Source organism: Enterobacter vonholyi (assembly GCF_008364555.1).
GTDB classification, from domain to species: Bacteria; Pseudomonadota; Gammaproteobacteria; order Enterobacterales; family Enterobacteriaceae; genus Enterobacter; species Enterobacter vonholyi.
In genome coordinates, this window is sequence record NZ_VTUC01000006.1 from 378,709 (window position 1) to 403,925 (window position 25,217).

Sequence of the window (25,217 nt, forward strand, 5' to 3'; positions counted from 1 at the left end):
AAATAAAGCCCCGAAGGGGCTTTTATTATTTTCGACCCAGCAACAGACCGAGAACAATACCGACAGCACCCGCGGCGACGAGGCCGGTGAGGGGATTATTTCTGACCGCTTCTGTTACATCGGAAACGGCATCGCTGGCCTGCGCGGCATATTTTTTGGCTGCACCTTTTACCTGATGCTTTGGTGAATCAACGAATTCACCAAACTGCTGCTGCGCTGAGCCTGCTAGTTCATCAAATTTATTTTTTGCTTTATCTTCAGCAAACTGGGTGTTTTTATCAGTACCGAAATCAGACATTTTTGCCTCCTTTTGTTGATAATTAAAGGATAGCCGCTCTTTGTGGATACGGGAGACGCAAGGCTAAATTCGGCACCTGAAAGGGCGGTTTTCGGATATATCTCTATATCCGGAACCCGTTATTTCTCATTGTCATCCTGACCGTAAAACAGTTTCCCGATGCGGATCAGAGGGCGGCCCTGTGACTTACGGTGCAGGTTACTGTCTCTGAGCGAATAAACGCAGCCGCAGTATTCCTGCTGGTAAAACTGTTCCCGCTTGCTGATCTCAATCATGCGTGAAGAGCCGCCCTGTTTGCGCCAGTTATAGTCCCAGTAAACCATACCCGGATAGCGCGCGGCCGCACGCTGGCCGCAGTCGTTTATCTGCTGCATGTTCTTCCAGCGGGAGATCCCGAGCGAGCTGCTGATGACGTTGAATCCATTCTCTGCCGCATAGAGCGCCGTACGCTCGAAACGCATATCGAAGCACATGGTGCAGCGGACGCCGCGCTCGGGTTCCCATTCCATGCCTTTCGCGCGCTCAAACCAGTTATCGGTGTCGTAATCGGCATCAACAAACGGCACGCCGTGTTTTTCCGCAAAGCGAATATTCTCCTCTTTACGAATGAGGTATTCCTTTTGCGGATGGATATTGGGGTTATAGAAGAAAATGGTGTACTCAATGCCCGACGCCTGGATGGCCTCCATCACTTCACCCGAGCAGGGGGCGCAGCAGGAGTGCAGCAGCAGTTTGTCAGCGCCGTTTGGCAAGGTGAGTTGAGGGCGGATAAAAGGGGCTGTCGTCATGGCGTTCTGCACTATGTTTATGAATTTTATGGAAGGGTAGCATAAATTCAGAATCTGTTGAGACGGGATCGACGCAGGAAAGAGCGATCCCGCGGGGCGGGATCTTCTCGGGTATGACGTGCCGCTATTCGGCAAATTTGAGCAACGCTTCTCCGTCAAGACGGTATCGTACCCATTCGGACTGCGGCAGCGCGCCAATGCTCAGATAAAAATTGATGGCGGGCTGGTTCCAGTCCAGCACGCTCCATTCGAGGCGGCCACACTGCCGTTTTACCGCGAGCTGAGCGATATGTTTTAGCAGCGCTGTTCCCGCGCCTTTACCGCGATATTCCGGGGAAACGTAAAGGTCTTCCATATAAATCCCGTTGCGGCCAAGCCAGGTTGAATAGCTGGTGAAGAACACGGCATAGCCGGCGATCTTGCCTTCACACTCCGCGATCAACGCTTCGGTTTTTGTGCCTGCGCCAAAGAGCGTTTCCCGGATCTCCTCCGGTGTGGTAACCACTTCTTCCGGGGCTTTTTCATACACCGCCAGCTCATAAATCATGGCGTAAATGGCTGCCGCATCTTCGGGGCGCGCCTGACGAAGGGTGATGCTCATTGTTTTTCCTGCTTTTTTGCGTGCGTCTTGATTGATGGCGTTAAGCATACGGCGTATTGTCTGAAGAATTAAGTGCAATGAAATCAACAAATGATGAATATTATGCATCCGGTACTGAGGCGTCTTGATTTAAACCTGCTGCCCGTTTTCGACGCGATTTACCGCCACCGCTCCGTTCGGCTGGCCGCTGACGAGCTGGCGATGAGCACATCGGCACTGAGCCATGCGCTGTCGCGTCTGCGTGCCACCCTGAATGACCCGCTGTTCTTCCGCGAAGGGCATCGCATGTCCCCCAGCGTGTATGCTTCTCAGCTCGCGCCTTCGATTGCTTCCGCACTGTCGTTTCTGAATCATGAGCTGACTCCGCAGCCGGAGTTTGATGCAGCCAGCAGTTCGGAGTGCTTACAAATTGCGATAACGGACTTTACCGCGCTGTGCATTTTCCCGGCGCTGATGCACAAACTGCAGCTTGCGGCCCCGGGCTTGCGTTTCGAATTGCGCTATCTGCCTCACAGCCCGGCGCTGACGGAACTGCTGGCGGGCGAGGTGGATCTGGCGCTGGGCTTCAGCACTCAGGATGATATCCGGCACCCGGAGCTGGAAGAGATCGACTGGTTTGAAGATGAGTATGTGGTCATTAGCAACGCGCGCCGGACGCGGCTGACGCTGGAGGAGTATCTCGCTGCCCGACACCTGGTGGTGACGCCATGGAATGAGAAGCAGGGCGTTCTGGACGTGCGGCTGGAACAACTGGGCTATACCCGACAAATCGCGATCAAAACGCCGTCGATGCTCAGCGCACCGTTTATCGTAGCGGAAAGCGACCTGCTGATGGCCATCCCTCGATACGCCGCTGAGAAGCTGGTTGCGGCAGCAGGCCTGAGGATTTTTCCTTTACCGTTCTCGATACGCACGTTTGAAGTGAAAATTTACTCGCATAAACGCAGCGGCCAGCGGGGCGCAACGCGCTGGCTTCAGGAGGAGCTGCAAATGCTGGCGCAAAATTCCATAAAGGCTTCGACTGCGGCGGGAGCAAGTCGACGTGAAGGCCGCGTGATATAGAGAGGATAGGTTTCGCCCGGCCATTCCGGAAAAATTTCGACCAGCATTCCGTCAGCGATCAGCTGTTCAACGCTGAGTGAAAGCACCTGGGCAATGCCAACGCCACTTACGCAGGACTGAACCATCAGATCGACATCGGTTGTGGTGAGATGGCCACGGGTTTCAACCGTCAGAACTTCCCGACCACGGCGGAATTCCCATTCGAACGGCTTACCGCGGCGAGGATCGATAAACTGGATGCACTCATGACTCTTCAACGCTTCAGGATGCCCCGGTCGCCCGTGCCGTTCCAGATAGGCCGGTGATGCTACCGTCAGCACGCGTGTCTTTAACAACAATTTTGACGTAATAGTCGAGGGGAGTTGCGGCCCAAAACGCACCGCAACATCTATTCCCTCCGTCACTAAATCCCCGACGTCCGGTTGCTGGACCACTGTCAGTTCCAGTTCCGGATGACGTTCGCGTAACAGCGGCAGGTTCGGCGCCAAAATATGTCGGGCAAATATTGGATTAAGACTGACCCTTAATGTACCCCGAACAGCCACGGCGGCACCGGAGACGTAGCTCGCTGCAACTTCGATACCTTCCAGATGCGGCGCGGCGCGCTCATACAAAGCCCGACCTTCATTCGTCAGGTTCAAGGTACGCGTAGTCCGGTTCAGCAAGCGCACGCCTAGCCTCTCTTCAAGCCTGTCTATCGATCTGCTGACGCCAGACGCTGACAGCCCCAGCACCTCGCCAGCGCGGCTGAAGCTGCCCGCCTCTACCACCGCGGCCAACACGCTTAATCCTGACAGTAACCGTCCGTCAAAACTCATTCCCGCTCACCTTTGACTTTATGCAAATATAATTTGAATAAAGCTACCTTTATCAAAGATGGCGCGCAACCTATTGTGTCAGCCAATTCGTTGCGAAGAGCAATTTTCACGATCGTCGTCCTGGCGAACCGCGCAACGAACGGCACCACTTAACCCTGAGGAACATGAAATGACAACGACGCGCACACTTTTTAAAGGCGGCATCATCCTGACCCTGGATGCTGACGTACCCAATCTCTCCGTGGGCGATGTGCTTGTGCAGGACGACCGGATAGCGGCTGTCGGCCCGGATTTGCATGCGGATGAAGCCCATGTGATTGACGCCACCGATCATATTGTTATGCCTGGCCTGATTGATGCCCATCACCACGCGTGGCTTGGGGTTATGCGCCGCATGATGCCGGACGTCGACGATCTTTTTGCTTACATTGATGTCGTCGCAGAGAAACTGGGCAAACACTATCGTCCACTGGACATGTACCTGAGTACCATGCTCACGGCACTTGCCTCACTGGACGCTGGTATCACGACCATTATTGATGCCTGCCACAACTCGCGCAGCCCCGAGCACACTGATGCAGCACTAGATGCTCTAAAGGAGAGCGGCATCCGGGCGTTACATATGGTTGGTGCGGCAATGGATAAAGAAGCTCCATCGGCGCATTTGCCTGCCGATTTGGAGCGACTGTCGCGAGGCTGGAATACAAATGACAGCCTTGTGCAGGTTGGTCTGTTTGGTCAGCTCAATCTTGACTGGTGGGAGATCGCACGCAAGCTCGACATGCGCATTCTGACTGAATTCATCGGCGATCTCGCTAACCTCGGCCCTGAGTTTGCCAGACCGGGCGTACTGGGCACGGATAACATCTTCAATCACTGCTCAAGAGTTCCTCAGGATACGTGGAAGCTGCTGGCCGATGCACGGGTCAACGTCACGGTCAATCCACGTTCGGATGCGTTATTTGGTTTCGACGATGAAACCTTTGCTTACCAGCAGGCTGTTGATAACGGCTTAACCCCGGCGCTGGGCATCGACCTGGATACTGCGTTTGGCAGCGATATGTTCGGAGAAATGCACGCGCTGTTCGGTCAGCAGCGATCGGCTATGCGCTACCGTCGCTTCCGTGGCGAGGAGAACGTGCCATCTCCCATTACGGCAGAGGCGGTCCTTAAGGCGGCAACTGTGAATGGTGCGCGAGCGGCCGGACTTGAGGACCAGATTGGGACCCTTACGCCAGGAAAGCAGGCCGACATTATCATGATTCGTACTAACGGCGTCGCCGTTTTCCCCGTGACCAACGCGATCGGCACTGTTGTGCAGGCGATTGAACGGTCTGATGTGGATACCGTGATGGTGGCTGGCCAGCTGCGCAAGCGTGCGGGCAAATTAACGGGCATCGATCTGGCGTCGCTGAGTGCGGATATCATCCGCTCTCGCGATTACCTGCTCAAAGCCAGCGGCTATCACGCCGATCTCTTTACAGCATCTTGATAACTGAGCGGCCCGACACTCCGGGCCGTTCAACTCTCTCACGCCTGTATCATCAAGGAGAATTTGATGGAAGCCCACGTCATAAAGCGGCTAGCGGAGGATAATACTCTGCCCGTGCTTCTTCCCCGCCCGGCAACGGGCGTTATCGCCGCGCTATTTTTTGGCTATCTGGCCGTCGGACTGCCGTTGCCGGTGATTCCTTTGTTCATCCATGGCCATCTCGGCTTTAGCAACGTCGTGGTGGGACTGGTAATAGGCATCCAGTTCCTGGCAACGGTGCTCACTCGCGGCTACGCCGGACGGATTACCGACCAGAAGGGCGGCAAACGCTCCGCGCTTCAGGGCGCGATCCTTTCGGCGCTGGCTGGAGGACTCTATCTGGTCGCTTCAGCAACGGACCTTTCACCCACAGCGACACTTTGCATTGTTATCGCAGGGCGTCTGATGGCCGGGTTTGGCGAAAGCCAGTTCGTGACGGGATGCGTGTCATGGGCAATTGCCTCCGTTGGCCCTCAGCGCGCCGGGATGTCTATGTCGTGGACTGGCATCGCAATGTTTGCGGCACTTTCAATCGGTGCTCCTGTTGGAATGGCCTTTTATCAGCATTACAGCCTCGCGACGGCGATGATTGCCTGTATTGCTTCACCGCTATTGGCCACGCTGATTGCATTAGGTACTACATCATATAGATCGCCAGGAGGTCCGCGGCTGCCATTCCATCGCGTAGTAGGGCGCATCTGGCGCGAAGGTCTGGGATTGATGCTGCAGGGTGTCGGGCTTACCGCTTTTGCCTCATTGTACTTTGCAGCACATCACTGGCAGAACGCTGGACTGGTAATGACTGCCTTTGGCCTCGGTTTTATTTTTGTTCGCCTCGCCTTCGGGCATCTGCCAGATCGGCTGGGCGGCTACCGCGTTGCGGTATGGTCCCTGGTGGTTGAAGCTCTCGGTCAGGCAATGTTGTGGCTGGGCTCAAACGAAGGGGTGGCGCTTGCCGGCGCTTTGGTCACCGGGTTGGGCTGTGCGCTGGTATTCCCCGCGCTGGGCGTTGAAGCCTTAAGACGCGTTCCACAAGCCAACCGCGGCAGTGCAATGGGCGCATTCGTTGCCTTTCTGGATGTCGCTTATGGAATCGCCGGGCCTGTAGCTGGCCTGATCGCCGGCCAGTTTAGTTATGCCGCTGTATATCTGTCTGGTGCAGTCTGTGCGCTGCTGGGGGCGCTGATTGCGAGCGCGTCTCGCATGCAGCAATCCTGAATAAACATCCGAGCCGGTAGCCCTTGCTGTCGGTTTAATAATCTGGAGAAATTATATGTCACGCATTTTCATCTCCGGTTCGTCTACAGGCCTCGGCCTGATGGCAGCCGAACTGCTGGTTCAACAAGGACATCAGGTTGTATTGCACGCGCGTAATGCCAACCGTGCTGAAGATGCCCTGCGCACCTTACCCCAGGCTGAAGCTGTCGTTGTAGGTGACCTGGAGACCATTGCCGGTGCCAGGGAAACGGCTTTATGCGTCAACGAACTGGGGCATTTCGATGCCGTCATCCACAATGCTGCCGTTGGCTACAACGAAGCGTATCGCGTGACCCGCGACGGGCTGCCGCATGTTTTCGCGATCAACACGCTCTCGGCTTACATACTTACCGCGTTGATTGAACGTCCGCAGCGCCTCGTCTATCTGAGTTCGGGTATGCATCATCATGCCCGGGAAAACCTGGATGATATTCTCTGGCAAAAACGTCGCTGGAATGGTGCTGACGCCTATGCTGAGAGCAAATTATATGACGCTATGCTGGCTTTTGCTCTGGCGCGTCGCTGGCGTAACGTGCGGATCAACAGCCTGGAGCCTGGCTGGGTGCCGACAAAAATGGGTGGGCCGCACGCTCCGGACGATATGGACCTGGCACATCTCACTCAGGCATGGCTCGCAGCCAGCCATGATTCTGCGGCTGATGTGACGGGCAAATATTTCTACCACATGAAGCGCATGGCCGCTAATCCACAGGCTCTCAATGCGGCATTGCAGGATCGTCTCATTGATATATGTACTGAGATTTCAGGGATAACGCTGCCGGAGTAATACGTAACGTTAACAAAATGTGTGTTAACTATAAAAACAGAGTGTTTACATTATATCAATAATAAATGTACCATACCCCCCTATAGTATCAGGAGGGCGTATGCCGCATTCACCCGAAGATAAAAAACGTATTCTTACCCGCGTCCGGCGCATTCGGGGCCAGGTAGATGCCCTTGAACGCGCGCTGGAGTCGGGCGATCCCTGTCTGGCCATCCTGCAGCAAATTGCCGCCGTGCGCGGGGCTGCCAATGGCCTGATGGGCGAAATGGTTGAGATTCACCTCAAAGATGAGCTGGTAGCGGGGGAAACCACGCCGGATCAGCGTGCCGTACGCATGGCGGAAGTCGGCCATTTACTGCGCTCTTATCTAAAATAAATCCACATACCTGACAAGAAGGGAAGACATATGAAATCTCGCGCTGCAGTTGCATTTGGCCCCGGCCAGCCGCTCAAAATCGTTGAAATTGACGTGGCACCGCCAAAGAAAGGTGAAGTGCTGATCAAAATTACCCATACCGGCGTATGTCATACCGATGCGTTTACGCTCTCGGGCGACGATCCGGAAGGCGTTTTCCCGGCGGTACTCGGCCATGAAGGCGGCGGGATTGTGGTGGAAGTGGGCGAGGGCGTGACCAGTCTGAAGCCAGGGGATCACGTGATCCCGCTGTACACCGCGGAATGCGGCGAGTGTAAGTTCTGTAAATCCGGCAAAACTAACCTCTGCCAGGCGGTGCGCTCCACTCAGGGGAAAGGGCTGATGCCGGACGGTACCACCCGTTTCTCGTATAACGGCGAGCCGGTTTATCACTACATGGGCACCAGCACCTTCAGCGAATACACCGTTTGCGCGGAGATCTCGCTGGCGAAGGTGAACCCGCAGGCTCCGCTGGACAAAGTCTGCCTGCTGGGCTGCGGCGTGACCACCGGCATCGGCGCGGTGCACAACACGGCAAAAGTTAAAGAGGGCGATACCGTGGCGGTGTTCGGTCTCGGCGGCATTGGTCTGGCGGTGATTCAGGGTGCGGTTCAGGCGAAAGCCGGTCGTATCATCGCGGTCGACACCAACCCGGAGAAATTCAGGCTGGCGGGTGAAATGGGCGCGACCGATTTCGTGAACCCGAAAGATCACGAGAAGCCGATTCAGGACGTCATCGTTGAGATGACCGACGGCGGCGTGGACTTCAGCTTCGAGTGTATCGGCAACGTCAACGTGATGCGTTCCGCGCTGGAGTGCTGCCACAAAGGCTGGGGCGAGAGCATCATTATTGGCGTGGCCGGAGCGGGCCAGGAAATTAAAACCCGTCCATTCCAGCTGGTCACCGGGCGCGTATGGCGCGGTTCCGCGTTTGGCGGCGTGAAGGGGCGTACCCAGCTTCCGGGTATGGTTGAAGATGCTATGGTCGGCAAGATTCAGCTCGATCCGTTCATTACCCACCGCTTACCGCTGGAGCAGATTAACGAGGCGTTCGATTTGATGCACGAAGGAAAATCCATCCGTACCGTTATCCATTTCGGCGACAAGTAACTCTTCTGCCAGCGGTTTTTCGCCGCTGGCATTTCTTTAATAATCTTCTCTAAAGTGTGACCAGTGCGGCGTTTTTAGCCGTAATCTAAATCTCTGCCGTGCCGATGACTATTTAACAGGCGTGTTTTTACGCATCTTACCTACAAGAGAGTCGACGGTCATGGACAACACTACTTCGATGCTGGCGCAGCGCAAGCTGGGCTTCTTGCATCACATCAGGCTGGTTCCGCTGTTTTCCTCCATTCTCGGTGGCATTATTCTTCTGTTTGCCTTGAGCTCGGGTCTGGCAGGGTATTTCCTGCTGCAGGCCGATAACGATCAGCAGGATGTCACATCCGAAATTCAGGTGCGTATGGGGCTGTCGAACAGCTCAAACCATCTGCGAACCGCGCGTATCAATCTGATCCACGCCGGTGCGGCAAGCCGTATCGCAGAGATGGATGCGATGAAGCAGAACATCAGCGAGGCGGAAACACGCATTAAGCAGTCTCAGGATAGCTTTACCGCCTACATGAATCGCGCCGTGCGTACCGCCGAGGGCGCAGCGCTGGATGCGGAGCTTAAGACCCGGTATGACGCCTATATCGCGGGCATGCAGCCGATGGTGAAATTCGCCAAAAACGGCATGTTCGAGGCGATTATCAACCATGAAAACGAAACGGCGCGTCCGCTGGACGACGCTTACAACGCCGTACTGCTGAAGGCAATTAAAATCCGTACTGACCGTGCCAATGCGCTAACGGCGCAGGCACACAGCCGCACGCAGCTGGGCCTGATGTTTATGGTGGGCGCGTTTGCGCTGGCGCTGGTGCTGACGGCGATGACCTTTGTCGTGCTGCGCCGCACGGTAATCAATCCGCTGCAGCGTGCAGCGAAACGTATCGAGAATATCGCTAAGGGCGACCTGACGATGCCGGACGACGTGGCGGGGCGCAGCGAAATTGGTCGCCTGACGCGCGATCTGCAAACCATGCAGCACTCGCTTGAAAACACCGTAGGCACTGTTCGTCAGGGGGCGGAGGAGATCTACCGCGGCACCAGCGAGATTTCAGCCGGTAACACCGACCTCTCTTCCCGTACCGAGCAGCAGGCCGCAGCCATTGAGCAAACTGCCGCGAGCATGGAACAGCTCACCGCGACGGTGAAGCAGAACGCCGATAACGCCCATCACGCCAGCAAGCTGGCGGAAGATGCCTCCGGTAAAGCCAGTCGCGGCGGTCAGATGGTTTCCGGCGTGGTGAAAACCATGGGCAATATCTCCAGCAGCTCGAAGAAGATCTCTGAAATCACCGCCGTGATTAACAGCATTGCCTTCCAGACCAATATCCTGGCGCTTAACGCGGCGGTAGAAGCGGCGCGGGCGGGCGAGCAGGGGCGCGGATTTGCCGTGGTGGCAAGTGAAGTGCGCACTCTGGCAAGCCGCAGCGCGAATGCCGCAAAAGAGATCGAAAGCCTGATCAATGAATCCGTTTCGCTGATCGACCAGGGTTCCGGCGAGGTTGTCGCCGCCGGTAACACTATGAATGAAATCGTTGAAGCGGTTAAACGCGTGACCGACATCATGCTGGAGATTGCCGCAGCGTCCGACGAGCAGAGCCGCGGTATTGTCCAGGTGAGCCAGGCGATTTCTGAGATGGATAAAGTGACCCAGCAGAACGCCTCGCTGGTGGAAGAAGCCTCCGCGGCGGCGGCTTCTCTGGAAGAACAGGGCGCGCGTCTGACCGAGGCGGTCGGGGCGTTTCGGTTGAGCAGCAAGACACAGGGGCGCACTCAACCGCAGAACTCCGCAGCGGTAAAACCGGCTGCACTACGTCCGGCGGTAGCAGATAGCGGGGATAACTGGGAGACGTTCTGAGTCGACAGCCGCGTCGGGTGGCGCTTCGCTTACCCAACCTACAAAAACTGACCTACAAAAAAGGGACCTTTCGGTCCCTTTTTCACATCTTATTTCTTATCGGGTAACGCGTACGCGATAACGTAATCACCGCGATCCGGCGACTGGCGAGCGCCACCGGCGTTAATGATGATGTACTGCTTACCGGTTTTCGGCGACACGTAGGTCATCGGTCCGGACTGGCTGCCGACCGGCAGGCGGTCTTTCCAGATCTCTTTCCCGGTGGCGGTATCAAACGCGCGCAGGTAGAAATCCTGGGTGCCGGCAAAGAACAGCAGGCCGGACTGGGTAGAGAGCGACGCGCCCAGGGTCGGCATGCCGATTGGGATTGGCATGTGCATACGAATGCCCAGCGGGCCGGTATCTTCCACCGTGCCGACAGGGACCTGCCACACCAGCTTGCCGGTTTTCAGGTCAACGGCTGACATGGTGCCAAACGGCGGCTTCTGGCACGGAATACCCAGCGGCGACAGGAAGCGTTCGCGCATCGCGCCGAACGGCGTGCCGTCCATTGGGACAATCCCCATCTCGATGCCGCTGGCATTTTTCGCCACGTTCGCGCGCGGCACCATATAGTTTGCCAGGCCCAGGCGCATATCGTTGACGAACATCAGGCTGTTGTTCGGGTCAACGGAGACGCTGCCCCAGTTCATCCCGCCGAGTGAGCCAGGGAACTGCAGGGAACGATCGAGACCCGGTGGGGTGAAGACGCCCTGATGACGCATCTCTTTAAACTGAATGCGGCACAGCAGCAGGTCGACAGGCGTCGCGCCCCACATGTCGGATTCGGTCAGCGTCTGGTTGCCAATCATCGGCATGCCGACGGAGTACGGCTGGGTCGGGGAATACCGTTCACCTTCAACGTTACCCGCCGGGACAGGGCGTTCCTCTACCTTCGCGACCGGCTTACCGGTTTCGCGGTTAAGCATGAAGATCATGCCCTGCTTGCTGGTCTGCACCAGCACAGGCGTGGTGCCGCCCTTACCGTCAGGCAGGTCGTACAGCAGCGGCTGGGAAGGCAGGTCGAAGTCCCACAGGTCGTGGTGGGTAGTCTGGAAATGCCAGCGAACCTGACCGGTGGCCGCGTCGACGGCGACGATGGATGAACTGTACTTATCGTCCAGTGCGGTACGCTCTCCCGCCCAGAAGTCTGGCGTGGCGTTGCCGGTTGGCAGGTAGATTAGATTCAGTTTGGCGTCGTAAGACATCGCTGACCAGACGTTCGGCGTACCGCGGGTGTAGGTCTGGCCTTCCGGCGGCAGGCCGGTCAGGTTCGGATTACCCGGATCCCACGCCCAGGCCAGCTTACCGGTGTGAACGTCGTAGGCGCGCACCACGCCCGGCGGCTCGCCGGTAGAGTAGTTATCCGCGACGCGACCGCCGACGACGACAACGTTCCCGGCAACCAGCGGCGTGGAGGTTTGCTGATAATATCCGGGCTTAATCTCGCCCATGCCGACGCTCAGATCCACGGTGCCATGGTCGCCAAAGTCGTCGCAGACCTTGCCGGTATCCGCGTTGATGGCAATCAGACGGGCATCGGTAGTGGGCAGGAACAGGCGGCGAGGGCATGCTGCAGGCTGCGTTTCTGCCTGTGACGTTGTCACGCTGGAGTGGTCTTCAAAATAGCCCAGACCGCGACAGCGCTGCCAGTTAGGGGCCGTGGCTTTGGAATCGTAGCGCCATTTTTCTTTACCGGAATCCACGTCCAGCGCCAGCACTTTACTGTATGGAGTACAGACAAACAGCGTGTCGCCAACCTGCAGAGGCGTGTTCTGATCTTCCGCACCCGAGCCGTTGCTCTGCGGAATATCGCCGGTGTGTGCAACCCACGCGACTTTCAGCGAGCTGACGTTTTGCTTGTTGATCTGGTCCAGCGCGGCGAAACGGTCGCCGTGGGTGGTATTGCCCCAGTGCTCCCAGTTCTTTTGCTGCTCGCCAGGGGCGACGGGTTTCACCGGAACGGGCTCGTTGGCAGCCACGAGGGTCTGAGGCTTAAACATCCAGCCCAGGCTGACCAGCATGGCCACCGCGAGCAGGGCCGCGACGCCAAAGGCGGGCGTCTTGTTCGGTGCAGCGTAGTTTGCAGTGCGCAGGAAGGGCCAGACGATGGCGCACAGGAACGCCAGTACGGCAAAGGTAAACAGGCGGGAGAAGAGCGGCCAGAAATCCCAGCCCGCATCGCTTACCGCCCAGAACAGTGAGGCAATAAATCCAATGCTATAGAGCACGATCCCGCTGGTGCGGTTGAGGAAAATCAGGATCGCGGCAATCACCATTACCACGCCCATTATCAGGAAGTAACTACTTCCGCCCACGGTGGCGAGCTTAAAGCCCAACCCGCCGACGGCCAGACCGATGAGCATCATCAGTCCGGCAAGAAGCCACTGCAGAATACGAGGTATCCCGCGCGGCGCGCTGCCAAATGCCATTTCTGTCTCCTTAGCTCCCCCCGCTGTGTCGGGTATGTACCAGTTGGGTAATAAATGCGGTGGGATTGATGGTTGATACCGGTGAATTCTTTTATATCAAATAATTTACGAACCATTTGGTGAATTCGCCGCTATGATAAAACTGTTAAATTGTTTTACGCAATTGTTAATGATTTATTCCGCATTATTTGATTAAGGCACAGGTCAACCCCCTCGCCCCTGAGGGGAGAGGGTCAGGGCGAAGGGCAAAAAGGTTTTAAACCGGCATTGATTTACGGATGGCGCTCAGCAGCGTCTGCGCACCCGTTGAGAGTGGGGTGTCGACGCGGGTCAATATGCCGATGGGTTCACCGGGGCCAGGGGAGGTAATCGGCAGCGCGATCAGCGTTCCCTGGCGTAAATCATCTTTTACCGCCCCGGAAGGGACGAACCAGACGTAGTCATAATCCAGCGTAAGCTGGCGTGAAAGCGAGGCTGACAGCGTTTCGATACACCCTGAGGGCAGCGTACACCCCTGCATTTGCAGCAAGGTTTCGGCGGTCTGGCGCGGGACGGTCCCTTTTGGGCACACCACCAACGGCCACTCCATGACGCGGCTTAACGTCACCGTGTCCTGCAGCAGTGGGTGATCGGGACGAACCACCAGCTTCAGGGACTCCAGGAACAGCAGTTCGTAATTGAGCCCCCCCATCAGTTCAGGGTCGGACATGCGGCCGATACCGATATCCAGCTCGCCCGATTTCAGCCCCGCGAGCAGCATGGTGTTATTCATGGTGGCAACCTGAATCGTGGTATGCCGTTGCTGCTTGTGGAACTGGCCAATCACCGGCGGAAGAATGCCCAGCGCGGCGGTGGGCAGGGCCCCGACGCGGACGACCTCGCTGGTGTGTTCTTCTTTTCGGTGCAGCGACTGGCCTGCGGTATTGAGCGCATCCAGCACTTTGACGGCGTGCGTAAGGAACTGTTCGCCCACGATGGTAAGCTGCGCGCCCAGCCGACCGCGGTCAAAAAGACGGGCGCCGGTCAGCTGTTCCAGCTCGTTGAGTGTTTTAGATAGCGCGGGCTGGCTCAGGTTAAGGGTTTCAGCCGCACGCCCCAGCGTTCCCTGTTGAGCGACGGCCACAAATGTATGCAAATGGCGCAAGCGTATGCGCTGACTGAACAGACCATTTTTTTCCATAGGCGATGTTAAAAACAGAGCGATGCGGGTGACAAGTTAAGTTATTTAATTTTGATAACCTGATAGCAAAATATTTTTAACATTTGATCTGTTTGAGTTACAACATGTTTTTCGGCGGGGAATAAGAGCGAACGTCCTTGTTCATTTATTGCTCATTGCTGAGGGGAAAGGGTTAAGCGTTTAGATTACGCCGTCACCGCCGTCAGAACACCACACCTGGCCGGACGTAAACGAACATTCATCCGAGGCCAGCGTGACGTACAGCGGGGCGATCTCGACGGGCTGACCCGGACGTCCCAGCGGCGTATCTCCGCCAAACTCCTTCACTTTTTCCATCGGCTGGCCGCCGCTGGACTGCAGCACCGTCCAGTATGGGCCGGGAGCGACCGCGTTGACGCGAATGCCTTTCGGACCCAGCTGCTTGGCTAAGGATTTGGTAAATACCGCCAGACAGGCTTTGGTCTGGGCGTAGTCCAGCAGCACCGGGCTGGGCTTAACGGCCTGAACGGAGGAGGTATTAATGATAACGGACGAGGCCTTCAGGTGCCGCAGGGCCGCCTTCGTGATCCAGAAAGGGGCATATACGTTGGTTTTAAACGTCGCGTCAAAATCTTCGGTAGTCAGCTCTTCAAGGGATTCACGGAACTGCTGGCGACCGGCGTTGTTGACCAGAATATCCAGCCCGCCCAGCTTCGAGACGGCTTCTTCGACCAGGTTCTGGCAGAAGGTTTCGTCCCGAACGTCCCCCGGCAGCGCGACGGCGTTCCGGCCTTCGGCTTTGATCAGGTCGATGACCTCCGCGGCGTCTTTTTCCTCTTCAGGCAGATAGTTAATCGCCACGTCAGCGCCTTCACGGGCATAGGCGATGACCACTGCGCGACCGATACCCGAGTCACCGCCGGTGATCAGCGCTTTTTTACCGGCCAGGCGGCCATGCCCTTTGTAGCTGGTTTCCCCGTGGTCGGGTACAGGCTGCATTTCGGATGCCAGTCCCGGTGGCGTTTGTGGCTGTTCCGGGAACGGGGGCTGCGGATAAGCGTTCGTACGTTGTTGGGTATCACTCATAGCTGACTCCTTAAGCCAAGGGGTGAGATTTGATGGATAACTGCAGCGTTAACGCTTCGCTGAATTATTTCTGCAAACGATCGACGCGGACGACGGCAGGAGATGATTTTTTATCAAGCGAACCGTTGATGCTGATCATCTGATCGGGTTTTACCGTTCTGCCGTCAAAGACTGCCTGGGGAATAATAACGTCGATTTTTCCGGTTTTATCCTGAAATACAAACTTATCGCCGCTACCGTCAATAAGATTACCGCGCAGTGAAATGGTCGCACCGTCGTGCAGTTGTTTTGCCTGATCGATGGTCATAATACGCGCATCATCGGTTCCGCGATATCCGCTATCCAGCGCATGGGGTGGCGGCGGAGCTTCACCTTTTTGTAACCCGCCGTTATTATCTGCGAAGGCGGCCGGAACCAGAAATATCATAAAAGCGGAAATAAGCGATAATTTCATCGGATATCCTTCATTTTGGGTGTCTTGACTTATTAAGTATTGTTGCTATTCCTTTATGTGGCAAATGTGATAAGTCCTAAAAACATTCGCGTGAGAAATCAAACTTATCGGATAATAAGCGAAACGGTGACGATGACCATGAAGCGTGAAAATGAAAAGTTGCCCGGGATAGATGAGAGTTTTCGCTTGCTGACGTTTGAATACGCGTTTCGTCAGGTGGGTTTTATTGTTCTGCTGGCTATTATCATCGCGGCTATCGCCGGTCTGTTTTCAAGCGGGTGGGTCAGCGATACGGTCAAAACCAATTCCGCAAAATCACTGACCATAAGCTATGAACGGTTTGGCCGACGGGAGACGGAGACGCGAATGGAGCTGGCGTTCCCGGTGCAATCAGACGGTAAGTATGTTCTCAGCATGACCAGCGAGAGCAGCGATGTTTACGAGCCTGGCAGCGTCTGGCCGCAGCCTGACAGCATGTTCAGCCGGGGTAAGACCCTCTATTTTGTTTATAGCAACTTGAAAAAATCAGACAACTTCTCTGTGTTATTCTTCACCACGCCTTCGAGAGCCGGTAAATGGAACACAACCATCCGTATTAACAGCGAGCCGGAGATAACCTTCTGGCAATTTATTTACCCCTAGGAGGCTGATATGGAAATGGTCTTTCGTGCGCTGGCGATTTATCTGTTCCTCGTGGTGGTTTTTAAAGTGGCCGGGCGGCGTGCGCTGCTGCAGATGACCAGCTTCGATCTCATTCTGCTCCTGATAATTAGTGAAGCTACTCAGCAGGCGCTTCTTGGACAAGATTTTTCCGTCACCGGTGCGATGATTACGATTACCACACTGGTAGTAGTAGATATTATTTTTGGCCTTATGAAGAAGTATTTTTCCCCGGTGGAGAATATTCTGGACGGCACTCCCGTGATTCTGGTGGAAAACGGAGTGCCCCTGGCTGATAAACTCAAAAAGGTCGATGTATCTTGCGATGATATTCTGGTGTCAGCGCGTCAAAATAATGGTATTACCGAAATAAGCCAAATTAAATATGCCATTCTTGAGCGCAATGGACATATTTCAATCATTCCTTTCGAGAAATAAGAGGCGAAAAGATGAGCAATCTTTTTCACGACAACAATTATACCGTGGGTGAACTGACGAAAAAACTGGCGAGCAAATTAACCGATCTCGGGCTTCGCTTAACCACGGCGGAATCCTGCACCGGCGGAAAGCTATCGGTAGCGCTCTGTGCCGAAGAGAACACGGCCGATTTTTATGATGTTGGCCTGGTCGTTTTCAGCGACGAAGCCAAAGCGCGGATCCTCGGCGTTCGTCCTGAGACGCTCGCGCGCTACACCGCCGTCAGTGAGCAGACGGTTACCGAGATGGCTGCCAGCATCCGCGACATCGCCCAGGCGGATATCAGCATCGCCATCAGCGGCTATGCAGGCCCTGAAGGGGGTGACGACGGCACGGCGGCGGGGACGGTCTGCTTTGCGTGGAACATCCGCGGCGAGACGCAAACCCGCACCGTACTTTTCTCCGGAGACTGTCAGGACGTGGTGGAAAAAGCGGTGCATTTTTCGCTGGCCGAGCTGGTGACAGCATTGTCGGACGGAAATAACGGATAAACTCACGTGGAGGTTCTATGGCTGTCATAGTCATTACCGGTGGGACGGCGGGCGTGGGAAAAGCCACGGCGCTGCGCTTCGCAAAAGCAGGTTACGATGTCGGCCTTATCGCCCGCGATGAGGCCAGCCTGCACTCAACCCAGGAAGAGCTGCGCCGCTTCGGCGTGAATGCGCACGCCGTGCAGGCGGACGTCGCCGACAGTCAGGCGGTGGTGGATGCGGCTAACGAGATTGAGTATCGCCTCGGCGCGATTGATGTCTGGGTGAACAACGCCATGGGGGCCGTGCTGGCGCCGTTTCGTACCCTTACGCCGGACGAGTTTCGGCGCGTGACAGAGGTGACATACCTCGGCTACGTGAACGGCACCCGCGCAGCTCTCGAGCTCATGGTTCCGCGCGACAGGGGCGTGATTATCCAGGTAGGGTCTGCGCTGGCCTACCGTTCCATTCCGCTGCAGTCCGCCTACTGCGGGGCCAAAGCGGCGATCCGCGGGTTCACCGATGCGGTGCGTACCGAGCTGATGCATGAGAACAGCCGGGTTCAGCTTTCGATGGTGCAGATGCCGGGGCTCAATACGCCGCAGTTCGAATGGGCAAGGAACAAGTTCGCCTGGGCGATGCGCCCGGTACCGCCGGTGTTCGAGCCTGAAGTCGCCGCCAGCGCCATCTTCAGGGCGGCGCAAAAACCGGTGCGCGAGCTGTGGGTTGGCAGCAGCACCATTCAGTCGATTGTCGGGCAGTTCCTCTTCCCGGGTTTTCTGGACAGGCTGATGGTCAAGAAAGCCTGGGAAGGCCAGATGACAGACGATCTGAACGCGCCGGACCGTCGGGATTATCTCGACCAGCCGGTTAACGACCTGCACAAAATCCATGGCCGTTTCACTGATGAAGCGAAAACTCGCGCGTCGTCCGTGACTTCCGATATGCCGGGCAAAGTGGCGTTAGGGGCCCTTGCGGTGGCGGGTATTGTGTTGACGCGTTTGCTAACCCGCCGGAAACCGTAATCAGCGCAGCGCGCTGCGGTGCGTCCAGAACCAGCGATAGCCGTAGCCGCCAAGGCTGAGCTCGAAGGTTTTACCGCAAACCAGCGCGTCATTGTAGCGTTTGTCCGCGAGACAGGCGGTCCAGGTGGCGTTGCGGATCCCCTTCACGGTGAACTGCACCGGCTGGTCGCTGAAGTTAACAAAGGTCAGGATGCTGCGTTCTTCGGTCTCGTAATAGATCCCCAGTACCGCGTCACGATCGATCGTGAGGAGCCGAAAGGGCGCAACGGCGATTTCGGGGAACTCCGAGCGGGTATTGGCGATATCAATGATCCGGTGCAGAAGCGAGTTGCGGTGGAGGAGCGAATCCGCGACGTTGATTTTCTGATAGCGATAAGGACCGCGGTCGATAATCGGCGCGATAAATTTTTTCGGGTCGGCTGCCGAAAAACCGCCGCCTTGCGATCCCGCCCACTGCATCGGGGTGCGCACAGCGTAGCGCTCCTCCAGCTCGAGGTCATCCCCCATGCCGATCTCATCGCCGTAGCGCATCACCGGAACGCCGGGCAGGGAAAAAAGCACCGCATGGCAGAACGCCAGTCGCTTCAGATCGCCGTTTAGCATCGGCGCCAGGCGGCGGCGGATCCCGCGCTGATAGACGTTCATCTCCTCTTCAGGGGCGAAGGTATCGAGGACAAACTGTTTGTCTTTCTGGCTGATGCCCTCCAGATCCAGCTCGTCGTGATTGCGCAGCCAGTTGGCAAAACAGCATGAATCGGGCGGGACGATCATCTTCTTCACCGCGTTGCGCAGCGGACGGGCGCTTTTGCGGGCCAGGCTGACGTAAAAATATTTGTTGAGCCAGAAATTGAGCACCAGATTCAGGCGGTCATTATTGCCAAAGTAGTCCTGATAGGCCTCCACCTCAACGTCGACCTCACCCAGCAGGATCGCGTCCGGGTTGTGTTGCTCGATAAGACGACGCATATGCTCGAGGATCCACAGGCCCTTTTTTTCATCACCGTTTCCCGCCTGGGTGGTCAGGTGAGATGCGGCATCCAGTCGAAATCCCGACACGCCCAGCTTGAGCCAGAAGAGGATGATGTTCTCAATCTCTTTCAGCACCGCGGGCGAGGTGAGGTTCAGATCCGGTTCGTGGCGATAGAACATGTGCCGGTAGTATTGTCCCGCCTCGTCGTCCCAGCTCCAGATGCTCTTTTCGACGCCGGGAAACATGGGGGGCGTATCGTCCTCGTCGTTATCTGACCAGAGGTAGTAATCCCGGTAGGGTGATGCCGGGTTGCGGCGTGCCTGCTGGAACCAGGGATGCGCGTCGGAGGTGTGCTGGATCAGCAGCTCGATAATGACCTGCATGCCCAGCTCGCGGGCCTGTTCGATAAAGGCGATGATATCGGCCAGCTTTCCGAAGCGGGGGTCCACCTGTAGATGGTCGCTGACGTCATAGCCTTCATCGAGAAAGGGCGTGAGGTAAAACGGTGTGATCCAGATAACCGTCGCCCCCATGCGGCGAATGTACCGCAGCTTGGCCGCTATCCCGGCGATGTCCCCGCAGCCATCGCCGTTCAGATCATAAAAGAGTGCGGTATCAATCTGGTAAATAATGGCCCGTGTATGCCAGTCCGTCATAGCGTGCCTCAGTGATAGCCTTCAGTATCCGAAACCTTGCCCCGGAAAACGTAGTAGCTCCAGGCGGTGTATACCAGGATCACCGGAATAATCAGTAACGTCCCAACCAGCATAAACAGCTGGCTGGCAGGCGGAGCTGCGGCCTCCCACAGGGTGATGCGCGGCGGGATAATGTTCGGCCAGAGGCTGATACCCAGCCCGCTGAACCCGAGGAAGATCAGCCCCAGCGTCAGCAGGAAAGGGCGCGCGTGGCTGTCCGGATTGCGGGTCAGGCGCCAGATCAGCACGCTGAAAATGCCGACCAGCAGCGGAACCGGCAGGAACCAGAAGAAGTTGGGCAGGCTAAACCAGCGGTCGGCGACGTACTGCCAGCCGAGCGGGGTCCAGACGCTGACCACCGCGATAACCACCATCAGCGCCAGCAGCACGTGGCGGGTCAGTTCGCGCATGCGTTGTTGCAGCGCGCCTTCGCTTTTCATAATGAGCCAGGTGGTGCCCAGCAGCGTGTAGGCGACGACCAGACCGATGCCGCAGAAGAGGTTAAAGGGCGTGAACCAGTCCAGCGCCGAGCCGACAAAACGTCGGCCCTCCACGTCAAAGCCGTTGATCACGGCGCCCACCACCACGCCCTGGCTGAAGGTAGCGAGCAGGGAGCCGCCGGCGAAGGAGTAGTCCCAGAATTTGCGGTGTGAGGGGGTGGCTTTGAAGCGGAACTCAAAGGCGACGCCGCGAAAGATGAGGCCGATCAGCATTGCGGTGAGCGGGATCGTCAGCGCATCAATAATGACCGCATAGGCCAGCGGAAACGCGCCGAAAAGCCCCGCGCCGCCGAGGACAAGCCAGGTCTCGTTGCCGTCCCAGACGGGCGCCACGCTGTTGACCATCACATCGCGCTCTTTCGCATCGCCCACGAAGTTAAACAGCAGGCCAATCCCCAGGTCGAAGCCGTCCATAATGATATACATCAGCGTGGCAAACACGATGATGGCAAACCAAATCACCGAGATATCGACGCCCATCAGATTCTCTCCTCTTCCGGAACAGACTCCGCTGCAGACAGCGGACGGGCTGGCGTGCCCGAGGTGTTTGACGTCAGCGTATCGACGGGCTGAGGACCTTTCTTAATCAGCCGGATAAGATAAACATAGCCCACGCCAAATACGGATGAGTAGACGACGAAGAACGCAAGCAGGCTGATGCTCATCTGCAGGGTGCTGTGCAGCGATACCGCGTCGATGGTGCGCAGGTAGCCATAGACGACCCACGGCTGACGGCCCACTTCGGTGGTCACCCAGCCGGCGAGCAGCGCCAGCAGCCCGGAAGGCCCCATGCAGAGGGCAAACCAGTGGAACGGACGCGAGTGGTAAAGTCGATGACGATAGCGCAGCCAGAGGCTGACCAGACCGAGAGTAATCATCAGCAGCCCCATCCCGACCATCACGCGGAACGACCAGAAAACGATGGTCGAGTTTGGGCGATCCTCTTTTGGGAAGTCTTTCAGCGCGGGGACCTGTTTATCCAGACTGTGCGTCAGGATCAGGCTGCCGAGGGCAGGGATCTCCAGACCGTATTTGGTGCGCTCCTCCTCCATATCCGGCAGGCCAAACAGCAGCAGCGGGGTGGCCTCGCCGGGCGGATTTTCCCAGTGACCCTCAATGGCGGCAATTTTCGCCGGCTGATGCTCAAGCGTGTTCAGGCCGTGCATATCGCCCACCACCGCCTGAATGGGCGCGACCAGCAGCGCCATCCACATCGCCATCGAAAACATGGTGCGAACGGCTGGCGTATCGTTCCCGCGCAGCAGGTGCCAGGCGCCCGACGCGCCGACAAACAGCGCGCTGCTCAGGAACGCGGCGATAGCCATATGAATAAGACGGTAAGGGAAGGAGGGGTTAAAAACGATGGCCAGCCAGTCCTGCGGGATAACCTGCCCATTTTCGATAGTGAAACCCTGCGGCGTATGCATCCAGCTGTTGGAGGCGAGGATCCAGAAGGTCGACATTAGCGTGCCGAGCGCCACCATGCAGGTCGAAAAGAAGTGCAGGCCCGGCCCGACCTTGTTCCAGCCGAACATCATAACGCCGAGGAATCCGGCCTCCAGGAAGAAGGCGGTTAACACCTCATAGGTCAGAAGCGGGCCGGTAATGCTGCCCGCGAACTGGGAGAACCCGCTCCAGTTGGTGCCAAACTGATACGCCATAACCAGCCCGGAAACGACGCCCATGCCGAAGTTAACGGCAAATATCTTTAGCCAGAAGTGGTATAGCGATCGCCAGACGTCGTTTTTGGTGCGCAGCCACATGCCTTCCAGCACCACCAGATAGCTGGCGAGGCCGATGGTGATCGCGGGAAAAAGGATATGGAACGAGACGGTAAAAGCGAACTGAATTCTGGCCAGATGAAATGCATCGAGTTCGAACATGGTCCGTACCTCTGAGACGATGGGGCACGCGACTTGCCGGGCAGTTCAGGACTGCCCGGCAAACCGATTACGGTTTAGTCTTACCGGCACCCAGCTCGGCACCGGTCAGCGGGTCGGAATGTGGATCGGACTTCGTGCGGGCAGACATCGCCTTAACCAGGGTTGCCTGCTCGGTTGTGAGCGTCACGCTGGCACTGCCATCGCCGCCGTCAACCGCAGGCTGGGGGGACTCAACGTAATCGAAATGTTTATCGCTGTTCCAGCTTCCGCGAACCTCTCCACCTTCAGACATATTGTAGTACTTGTTGGTGAATTCCTCGATTGGCGGCAGTTTTCCCGGCGGGAAATTATTACGGATGGACTGCAGCGCCTTCTCAAAGGAGAGCTGATGCGCCGCCTCACGCGTCATCAGAAACGCCAGCGCGTCCTTAACGCCGGGATCGTCGGTCACGTTGATCAGCCGTTCATAGATGATTTTGGCTCTGGCTTCGGCCGCCACGTTTGAGCGTAGGTCCGCCGTCGGCTCGCCAATGGTGTCGACGTAGGCCGCCGTCCAGGGCACGCCTGCTGAGTTGGTGAGCGGCGTACCGCCGCCGTAGAGCAGGGAGGTGATGTGGCTGTCATTCCCGTTTTCGGTCATGGAGCGATAGAGCTCGGCCTCATTTTCCACCCCTTCCGCCAGCGCGCCCTTGGCACCTTTATTCAGCATACCGACCAGGGTGCCGATAATTTCGAGGTGGCTTAACTCCTCGGTTGCGATATCCATCAGCATATCCTTACGGCCCGGATCGTCATCGCTCAACCCTTGCGTAAAGTACCGGCAGGCGGCAGCCAGTTCACCCTGCGGCCCGCCAAATTGTTCCAGTAAAAGGTTGGCAAGGCCGGGATTCGGTTCGGCGACGCGAACCGTGTATTGCAGCTGTTTGACGTGTCGAAACATGCTCACTCTCCTGTGGGTTATTTTTTCGCTTCGACACCCGACGCGTCTGAACGCAGCAGGAACTGTTCCGTCGTTTGCGGGATATGACGAATCAGCCAGTCGGCCATTTCGCGCTCTTCGGCGAGGATCGTCTCAATAGCGGGTATTGAAGCGGTATCGCCCGCTTTTTTCGCCGCCGCTAGCAGGGAGGTATAGCAGGCGATTTCAAACTGTTCGAAAACATAGCCGCTGATCGAGCCCTTCACGATTTCGTCGGAAGGGAACATGCCGCCGATGGATTGTCCCAGCGCCGCCATTTTGCTCATCGAGTCTTTTAAGACCGAACGAGAAATATCATTACGGTCGAGGATTTCCTCCAGCAATGTGATTTGCCGTTTTGTCTCATTAATATGTTGCTCAATTCTGGCGCGAACATCAGGATAATTATCGATACGGCTGGCCATGGATTCCAGCATTGATTCGGCTTGCTTTTCCATTGCATGGGCATCGCGTAGCCAGTCATGGTAGTGTTCTACGTGATTCATCATTGTATCCTCATTAGGGGTTCGCTTATTTGTTCTCACTTTCAGCAGCCTGATCGGCACGTGCGGCACTATAGCCAGATAAATGGCCGACAATATTGGCATAAATACTGATGATAATGACCCATAGCACGCTGTTCTTCCACCATATTACGGAAGGGATAGCGAGAATGAACCATATTATTGCTGCCGCTAAATGGCACCGTTTAATTGTCCTGGGACTGATGCTCATTTTATTTAACCTATGTTATAGCGTCATTTTTGCGCTTTTTGGTTAATATTGCCTACGGCCAGATCGGTGAGTTTCAGGTCGGTCTCTTTTTCTTCTTCCAGGGTTTCGGCAAGAAGCTTAACGGCTTTTTTATAGCCCAGTTGTTCTGCTAATGTGGCAAGGGTGCCGTAGCTGGCTATTTCATAATGCTCGACTTTTTGCGCAGCGGCAATTAAGGCAGCATCACGCACTTCATTTTTTTCGGTGCTTTCGATCACTTCGTTGGCTTCTTCAATTAAGCCTTCCATCGCCACGCACTTCATGCGTTTAATCTTAATTCCTTCTTCCTGTTCGACAATCTGGTCGATACGTTCGATCTGACCCTGCGTCTCCTCCAGGTGCGCGGTAAAGGCTGCGCTCAGCTTCTCGCTGGATGCGGCGCGGGCAAGCTTGCTAAGCGCGCGAGTCAGCTGTTTTTCCGCACTGTAGGTGTCCGAGAGAAGATGAATAAATATATCCTCAACACTTTTCATATTCATAATAATTACGCTCCGGTAAAATAAAGAATGGGTACTGCGAGCTTTTCAGCCCGCAGCATGCTCTCTGGTTTTATTAAAATAGTACTAAATAAGATCAGGAGTTATCAGATTTACGGCCTCCGCCGTGACTGTTCTGTCCCCCTTTCTTACCCGCTTCAGATGCGCGTTGCGGATCGTTTTTAAAATTACCACCGCTATGCTGGCCACCTTTACGTCCAGCTTCTGATGCTTTTTCACGGTCTTCAGCGAAATTACCGGAACCACCACGATGCTCTGCCATATTAAACCTCATAGTCATATATTGGTTATGTCAGTACGATACGAAAATATTTCCGTATCACTCGTCGTTCGAGTAATAACTCTAGTCGCTGTGCGGCATCCGTCAAATGCATTTGGCTATTTGCGGTTGCGTTATTTTTAAATATTTGTAAATTTGCGCTTCGCTTGAGCTGGAAATATGGATAGACAGGAAGGACTTGTAAACAACTGTTCAGATTATTCCTAACTTTGAGCTAAAAATTTGAAAGCTGAGGATAAAAATAATGACGCGTTAAAATTGGTTAATTTGCCGTCAGAGGAAAATAAAAAAATACTCCTTTATAGCTAGAAAGCGAAACCCTAAATAATTATAAGG

At 56.0% G+C, this 25,217-nt stretch carries 27 protein-coding genes; 11 read left to right on the forward strand and 16 right to left on the reverse strand.

Going from position 1 to position 25,217, the window contains the following annotated elements; genetic code table 11:
- Positions 1 to 25: 25 nt before the first annotated feature.
- From F0319_RS10480 to F0319_RS10490, 3 genes are all read right to left on the reverse strand, one after another.
- The gene (locus F0319_RS10480; RefSeq protein ID WP_023311651.1) at positions 26 to 298 is read right to left on the reverse strand and encodes an ElaB/YgaM/YqjD family protein; all 273 of its coding nucleotides are present in this window, start codon (positions 296 to 298) and stop codon (positions 26 to 28) included.
- A 119-nt stretch (positions 299 to 417) separates the two neighbouring features.
- A complete protein-coding gene (locus F0319_RS10485) occupies positions 418 to 1,086 on the reverse strand; it encodes an epoxyqueuosine reductase QueH (protein WP_111964656.1) in 669 nt (222 codons plus the stop codon).
- Between the two features lie 124 nt (positions 1,087 to 1,210).
- Complete coding sequence (locus tag F0319_RS10490) at positions 1,211 to 1,687, reverse strand: GNAT family N-acetyltransferase (RefSeq protein ID WP_149366863.1); 477 nt, start codon at positions 1,685 to 1,687, stop codon at positions 1,211 to 1,213.
- A 90-nt stretch (positions 1,688 to 1,777) separates the two neighbouring features.
- Between F0319_RS10490 and F0319_RS10495 the strand changes: the two genes are divergently transcribed.
- Positions 1,778 to 2,749 carry a LysR family transcriptional regulator gene (locus F0319_RS10495; protein WP_149366864.1) on the forward strand — a complete coding sequence of 324 codons (972 nt, stop codon included), beginning with the start codon at positions 1,778 to 1,780 and terminating at the stop codon, positions 2,747 to 2,749.
- On the opposite strand, the gene F0319_RS10500 is transcribed toward F0319_RS10495, so the two are convergent.
- Positions 2,662 to 3,567 (reverse strand): LysR family transcriptional regulator, encoded by a 906-nt coding sequence (locus F0319_RS10500; protein WP_111964653.1) that lies wholly within the window; start codon positions 3,565 to 3,567, stop codon positions 2,662 to 2,664. The two genes, F0319_RS10495 and F0319_RS10500, sit on opposite strands and share 88 nt — an antisense overlap.
- A 169-nt stretch (positions 3,568 to 3,736) precedes the next feature.
- Here F0319_RS10500 and F0319_RS10505 point away from each other — a divergent pair, with 169 nt between their 5' ends.
- The 6 genes from F0319_RS10505 (at position 3,737) to F0319_RS10530 (ending at position 10,522) form a co-directional block, all read left to right on the forward strand.
- Positions 3,737 to 5,059 (forward strand): amidohydrolase family protein, encoded by a 1,323-nt coding sequence (locus tag F0319_RS10505; RefSeq protein ID WP_149366865.1) that lies wholly within the window; start codon positions 3,737 to 3,739, stop codon positions 5,057 to 5,059.
- 114 nt (positions 5,060 to 5,173) lie between these two features.
- Complete coding sequence (locus F0319_RS10510; RefSeq protein ID WP_240168089.1) at positions 5,174 to 6,316, forward strand: arabinose transporter; 1,143 nt, start codon at positions 5,174 to 5,176, stop codon at positions 6,314 to 6,316.
- Between the two features lie 55 nt (positions 6,317 to 6,371).
- Complete coding sequence (locus F0319_RS10515) at positions 6,372 to 7,142, forward strand: SDR family NAD(P)-dependent oxidoreductase (RefSeq protein WP_149366867.1); 771 nt, start codon at positions 6,372 to 6,374, stop codon at positions 7,140 to 7,142.
- A 100-nt stretch (positions 7,143 to 7,242) separates the two neighbouring features.
- Positions 7,243 to 7,518 carry a metal/formaldehyde-sensitive transcriptional repressor gene (locus F0319_RS10520; protein WP_021242544.1) on the forward strand — a complete coding sequence of 92 codons (276 nt, stop codon included), beginning with the start codon at positions 7,243 to 7,245 and terminating at the stop codon, positions 7,516 to 7,518.
- Positions 7,519 to 7,548: 30 nt separating this feature from the next.
- Positions 7,549 to 8,667, forward strand: coding sequence for an S-(hydroxymethyl)glutathione dehydrogenase/class III alcohol dehydrogenase (locus tag F0319_RS10525; protein WP_149366868.1), 1,119 nt, complete (start codon positions 7,549 to 7,551; stop codon positions 8,665 to 8,667).
- 160 nt (positions 8,668 to 8,827) lie between these two features.
- A complete protein-coding gene (locus F0319_RS10530; protein WP_127730792.1) occupies positions 8,828 to 10,522 on the forward strand; it encodes a methyl-accepting chemotaxis protein in 1,695 nt (564 codons plus the stop codon).
- Between the two features lie 89 nt (positions 10,523 to 10,611).
- On the opposite strand, the gene F0319_RS10535 is transcribed toward F0319_RS10530, so the two are convergent.
- From F0319_RS10535 to F0319_RS10550, 4 genes are all read right to left on the reverse strand, one after another.
- The gene (locus F0319_RS10535; RefSeq protein WP_149366869.1) at positions 10,612 to 12,993 is read right to left on the reverse strand and encodes a glucose/quinate/shikimate family membrane-bound PQQ-dependent dehydrogenase; all 2,382 of its coding nucleotides are present in this window, start codon (positions 12,991 to 12,993) and stop codon (positions 10,612 to 10,614) included.
- Between the two features lie 256 nt (positions 12,994 to 13,249).
- On the reverse strand, positions 13,250 to 14,173 hold the full coding sequence (locus F0319_RS10540; RefSeq protein WP_149366870.1) for a LysR substrate-binding domain-containing protein: 924 nt from the start codon (positions 14,171 to 14,173) through the stop codon (positions 13,250 to 13,252).
- Between the two features lie 180 nt (positions 14,174 to 14,353).
- The gene (locus F0319_RS10545) at positions 14,354 to 15,238 is read right to left on the reverse strand and encodes an SDR family oxidoreductase (RefSeq protein WP_149366871.1); all 885 of its coding nucleotides are present in this window, start codon (positions 15,236 to 15,238) and stop codon (positions 14,354 to 14,356) included.
- A gap of 64 nt (positions 15,239 to 15,302) precedes the next feature.
- Positions 15,303 to 15,692, reverse strand: coding sequence for a YdeI family stress tolerance OB fold protein (locus F0319_RS10550; protein WP_045910503.1), 390 nt, complete (start codon positions 15,690 to 15,692; stop codon positions 15,303 to 15,305).
- 138 nt (positions 15,693 to 15,830) lie between these two features.
- Between F0319_RS10550 and F0319_RS10555 the strand changes: the two genes are divergently transcribed.
- From F0319_RS10555 to F0319_RS10570, 4 genes are read left to right on the forward strand one after another with little or no spacing between them, the layout of a single operon-like run.
- Positions 15,831 to 16,334 (forward strand): hypothetical protein, encoded by a 504-nt coding sequence (locus tag F0319_RS10555; protein ID WP_149366872.1) that lies wholly within the window; start codon positions 15,831 to 15,833, stop codon positions 16,332 to 16,334.
- A gap of 9 nt (positions 16,335 to 16,343) precedes the next feature.
- Entirely contained in the window at positions 16,344 to 16,790 is a 447-nt protein-coding gene (locus F0319_RS10560) for a DUF421 domain-containing protein (RefSeq protein WP_111964645.1), read from the forward strand.
- Positions 16,791 to 16,801: 11 nt separating this feature from the next.
- Positions 16,802 to 17,320, forward strand: coding sequence for a 2-oxo-tetronate isomerase (locus F0319_RS10565; protein WP_111964644.1), 519 nt, complete (start codon positions 16,802 to 16,804; stop codon positions 17,318 to 17,320).
- 17 nt (positions 17,321 to 17,337) lie between these two features.
- Entirely contained in the window at positions 17,338 to 18,324 is a 987-nt protein-coding gene (locus tag F0319_RS10570; RefSeq protein WP_149366873.1) for an SDR family oxidoreductase, read from the forward strand.
- Here F0319_RS10570 and F0319_RS10575 read toward each other — a convergent pair whose 3' ends face one another.
- From F0319_RS10575 to F0319_RS10610, 8 genes are all read right to left on the reverse strand, one after another.
- A complete protein-coding gene (locus tag F0319_RS10575) occupies positions 18,325 to 19,950 on the reverse strand; it encodes an alpha-amylase family protein (protein ID WP_149366874.1) in 1,626 nt (541 codons plus the stop codon).
- Positions 19,951 to 19,958: 8 nt separating this feature from the next.
- Positions 19,959 to 20,969, reverse strand: coding sequence for a cytochrome d ubiquinol oxidase subunit II (gene cydB, locus F0319_RS10580; protein WP_111964641.1), 1,011 nt, complete (start codon positions 20,967 to 20,969; stop codon positions 19,959 to 19,961).
- The gene (locus F0319_RS10585) at positions 20,969 to 22,372 is read right to left on the reverse strand and encodes a cytochrome ubiquinol oxidase subunit I (RefSeq protein ID WP_149366875.1); all 1,404 of its coding nucleotides are present in this window, start codon (positions 22,370 to 22,372) and stop codon (positions 20,969 to 20,971) included. Before F0319_RS10585 ends, cydB begins: the two co-directional genes overlap by 1 nt.
- Before the next feature lie 67 nt (positions 22,373 to 22,439).
- Entirely contained in the window at positions 22,440 to 23,312 is an 873-nt protein-coding gene (locus tag F0319_RS10590) for a manganese catalase family protein (RefSeq protein WP_008502274.1), read from the reverse strand.
- Positions 23,313 to 23,329: 17 nt separating this feature from the next.
- Positions 23,330 to 23,836 carry a ferritin-like domain-containing protein gene (locus F0319_RS10595; RefSeq protein ID WP_014883791.1) on the reverse strand — a complete coding sequence of 169 codons (507 nt, stop codon included), beginning with the start codon at positions 23,834 to 23,836 and terminating at the stop codon, positions 23,330 to 23,332.
- Between the two features lie 25 nt (positions 23,837 to 23,861).
- Positions 23,862 to 24,065, reverse strand: coding sequence for a hypothetical protein (locus tag F0319_RS10600; RefSeq protein WP_111964639.1), 204 nt, complete (start codon positions 24,063 to 24,065; stop codon positions 23,862 to 23,864).
- Positions 24,066 to 24,088: 23 nt separating this feature from the next.
- A complete protein-coding gene (locus F0319_RS10605) occupies positions 24,089 to 24,583 on the reverse strand; it encodes a YciE/YciF ferroxidase family protein (RefSeq protein WP_149366876.1) in 495 nt (164 codons plus the stop codon).
- A 94-nt stretch (positions 24,584 to 24,677) separates the two neighbouring features.
- On the reverse strand, positions 24,678 to 24,863 hold the full coding sequence (locus F0319_RS10610) for a con-10 family general stress protein (protein WP_004150795.1): 186 nt from the start codon (positions 24,861 to 24,863) through the stop codon (positions 24,678 to 24,680).
- Between the last annotated feature and the right edge of the window lie 354 nt (positions 24,864 to 25,217).

Excerpts from the sequence above, each read along its gene's own strand:
- F0319_RS10560 (WP_111964645.1), top strand. The coding sequence starts at position 16,344 with ATGGAAATGGTCTTTCGTGCGCTGGCGATTTATCTGTTCCTCGTGGTG.
- cydB (WP_111964641.1), bottom strand. The coding sequence starts at position 20,969 with ATGGGCGTCGATATCTCGGTGATTTGGTTTGCCATCATCGTGTTTGCC.
- F0319_RS10505 (WP_149366865.1), top strand. The coding sequence starts at position 3,737 with ATGACAACGACGCGCACACTTTTTAAAGGCGGCATCATCCTGACCCTG.
- F0319_RS10540 (WP_149366870.1), bottom strand. The coding sequence starts at position 14,173 with ATGGAAAAAAATGGTCTGTTCAGTCAGCGCATACGCTTGCGCCATTTG.
- F0319_RS10555 (WP_149366872.1), top strand. The coding sequence starts at position 15,831 with ATGAAGCGTGAAAATGAAAAGTTGCCCGGGATAGATGAGAGTTTTCGC.
- F0319_RS10570 (WP_149366873.1), top strand. The coding sequence starts at position 17,338 with ATGGCTGTCATAGTCATTACCGGTGGGACGGCGGGCGTGGGAAAAGCC.
- F0319_RS10490 (WP_149366863.1), bottom strand. The coding sequence starts at position 1,687 with ATGAGCATCACCCTTCGTCAGGCGCGCCCCGAAGATGCGGCAGCCATT.
- F0319_RS10480 (WP_023311651.1), bottom strand. The coding sequence starts at position 298 with ATGTCTGATTTCGGTACTGATAAAAACACCCAGTTTGCTGAAGATAAA.
- F0319_RS10500 (WP_111964653.1), bottom strand. The coding sequence starts at position 3,567 with ATGAGTTTTGACGGACGGTTACTGTCAGGATTAAGCGTGTTGGCCGCG.
- F0319_RS10550 (WP_045910503.1), bottom strand. The coding sequence starts at position 15,692 with ATGAAATTATCGCTTATTTCCGCTTTTATGATATTTCTGGTTCCGGCC.
- F0319_RS10485 (WP_111964656.1), bottom strand. The coding sequence starts at position 1,086 with ATGACGACAGCCCCTTTTATCCGCCCTCAACTCACCTTGCCAAACGGC.
- F0319_RS10515 (WP_149366867.1), top strand. The coding sequence starts at position 6,372 with ATGTCACGCATTTTCATCTCCGGTTCGTCTACAGGCCTCGGCCTGATG.
- F0319_RS10610 (WP_004150795.1), bottom strand. The coding sequence starts at position 24,863 with ATGGCAGAGCATCGTGGTGGTTCCGGTAATTTCGCTGAAGACCGTGAA.
- F0319_RS10565 (WP_111964644.1), top strand. The coding sequence starts at position 16,802 with ATGAGCAATCTTTTTCACGACAACAATTATACCGTGGGTGAACTGACG.
- F0319_RS10495 (WP_149366864.1), top strand. The coding sequence starts at position 1,778 with ATGATGAATATTATGCATCCGGTACTGAGGCGTCTTGATTTAAACCTG.
- F0319_RS10520 (WP_021242544.1), top strand. The coding sequence starts at position 7,243 with ATGCCGCATTCACCCGAAGATAAAAAACGTATTCTTACCCGCGTCCGG.
- F0319_RS10595 (WP_014883791.1), bottom strand. The coding sequence starts at position 23,836 with ATGAATCACGTAGAACACTACCATGACTGGCTACGCGATGCCCATGCA.
- F0319_RS10535 (WP_149366869.1), bottom strand. The coding sequence starts at position 12,993 with ATGGCATTTGGCAGCGCGCCGCGCGGGATACCTCGTATTCTGCAGTGG.
- F0319_RS10575 (WP_149366874.1), bottom strand. The coding sequence starts at position 19,950 with ATGACGGACTGGCATACACGGGCCATTATTTACCAGATTGATACCGCA.
- F0319_RS10590 (WP_008502274.1), bottom strand. The coding sequence starts at position 23,312 with ATGTTTCGACACGTCAAACAGCTGCAATACACGGTTCGCGTCGCCGAA.
- F0319_RS10585 (WP_149366875.1), bottom strand. The coding sequence starts at position 22,372 with ATGTTCGAACTCGATGCATTTCATCTGGCCAGAATTCAGTTCGCTTTT.
- F0319_RS10605 (WP_149366876.1), bottom strand. The coding sequence starts at position 24,583 with ATGAATATGAAAAGTGTTGAGGATATATTTATTCATCTTCTCTCGGAC.
- F0319_RS10530 (WP_127730792.1), top strand. The coding sequence starts at position 8,828 with ATGGACAACACTACTTCGATGCTGGCGCAGCGCAAGCTGGGCTTCTTG.
- F0319_RS10525 (WP_149366868.1), top strand. The coding sequence starts at position 7,549 with ATGAAATCTCGCGCTGCAGTTGCATTTGGCCCCGGCCAGCCGCTCAAA.
- F0319_RS10600 (WP_111964639.1), bottom strand. The coding sequence starts at position 24,065 with ATGAGCATCAGTCCCAGGACAATTAAACGGTGCCATTTAGCGGCAGCA.
- F0319_RS10545 (WP_149366871.1), bottom strand. The coding sequence starts at position 15,238 with ATGAGTGATACCCAACAACGTACGAACGCTTATCCGCAGCCCCCGTTC.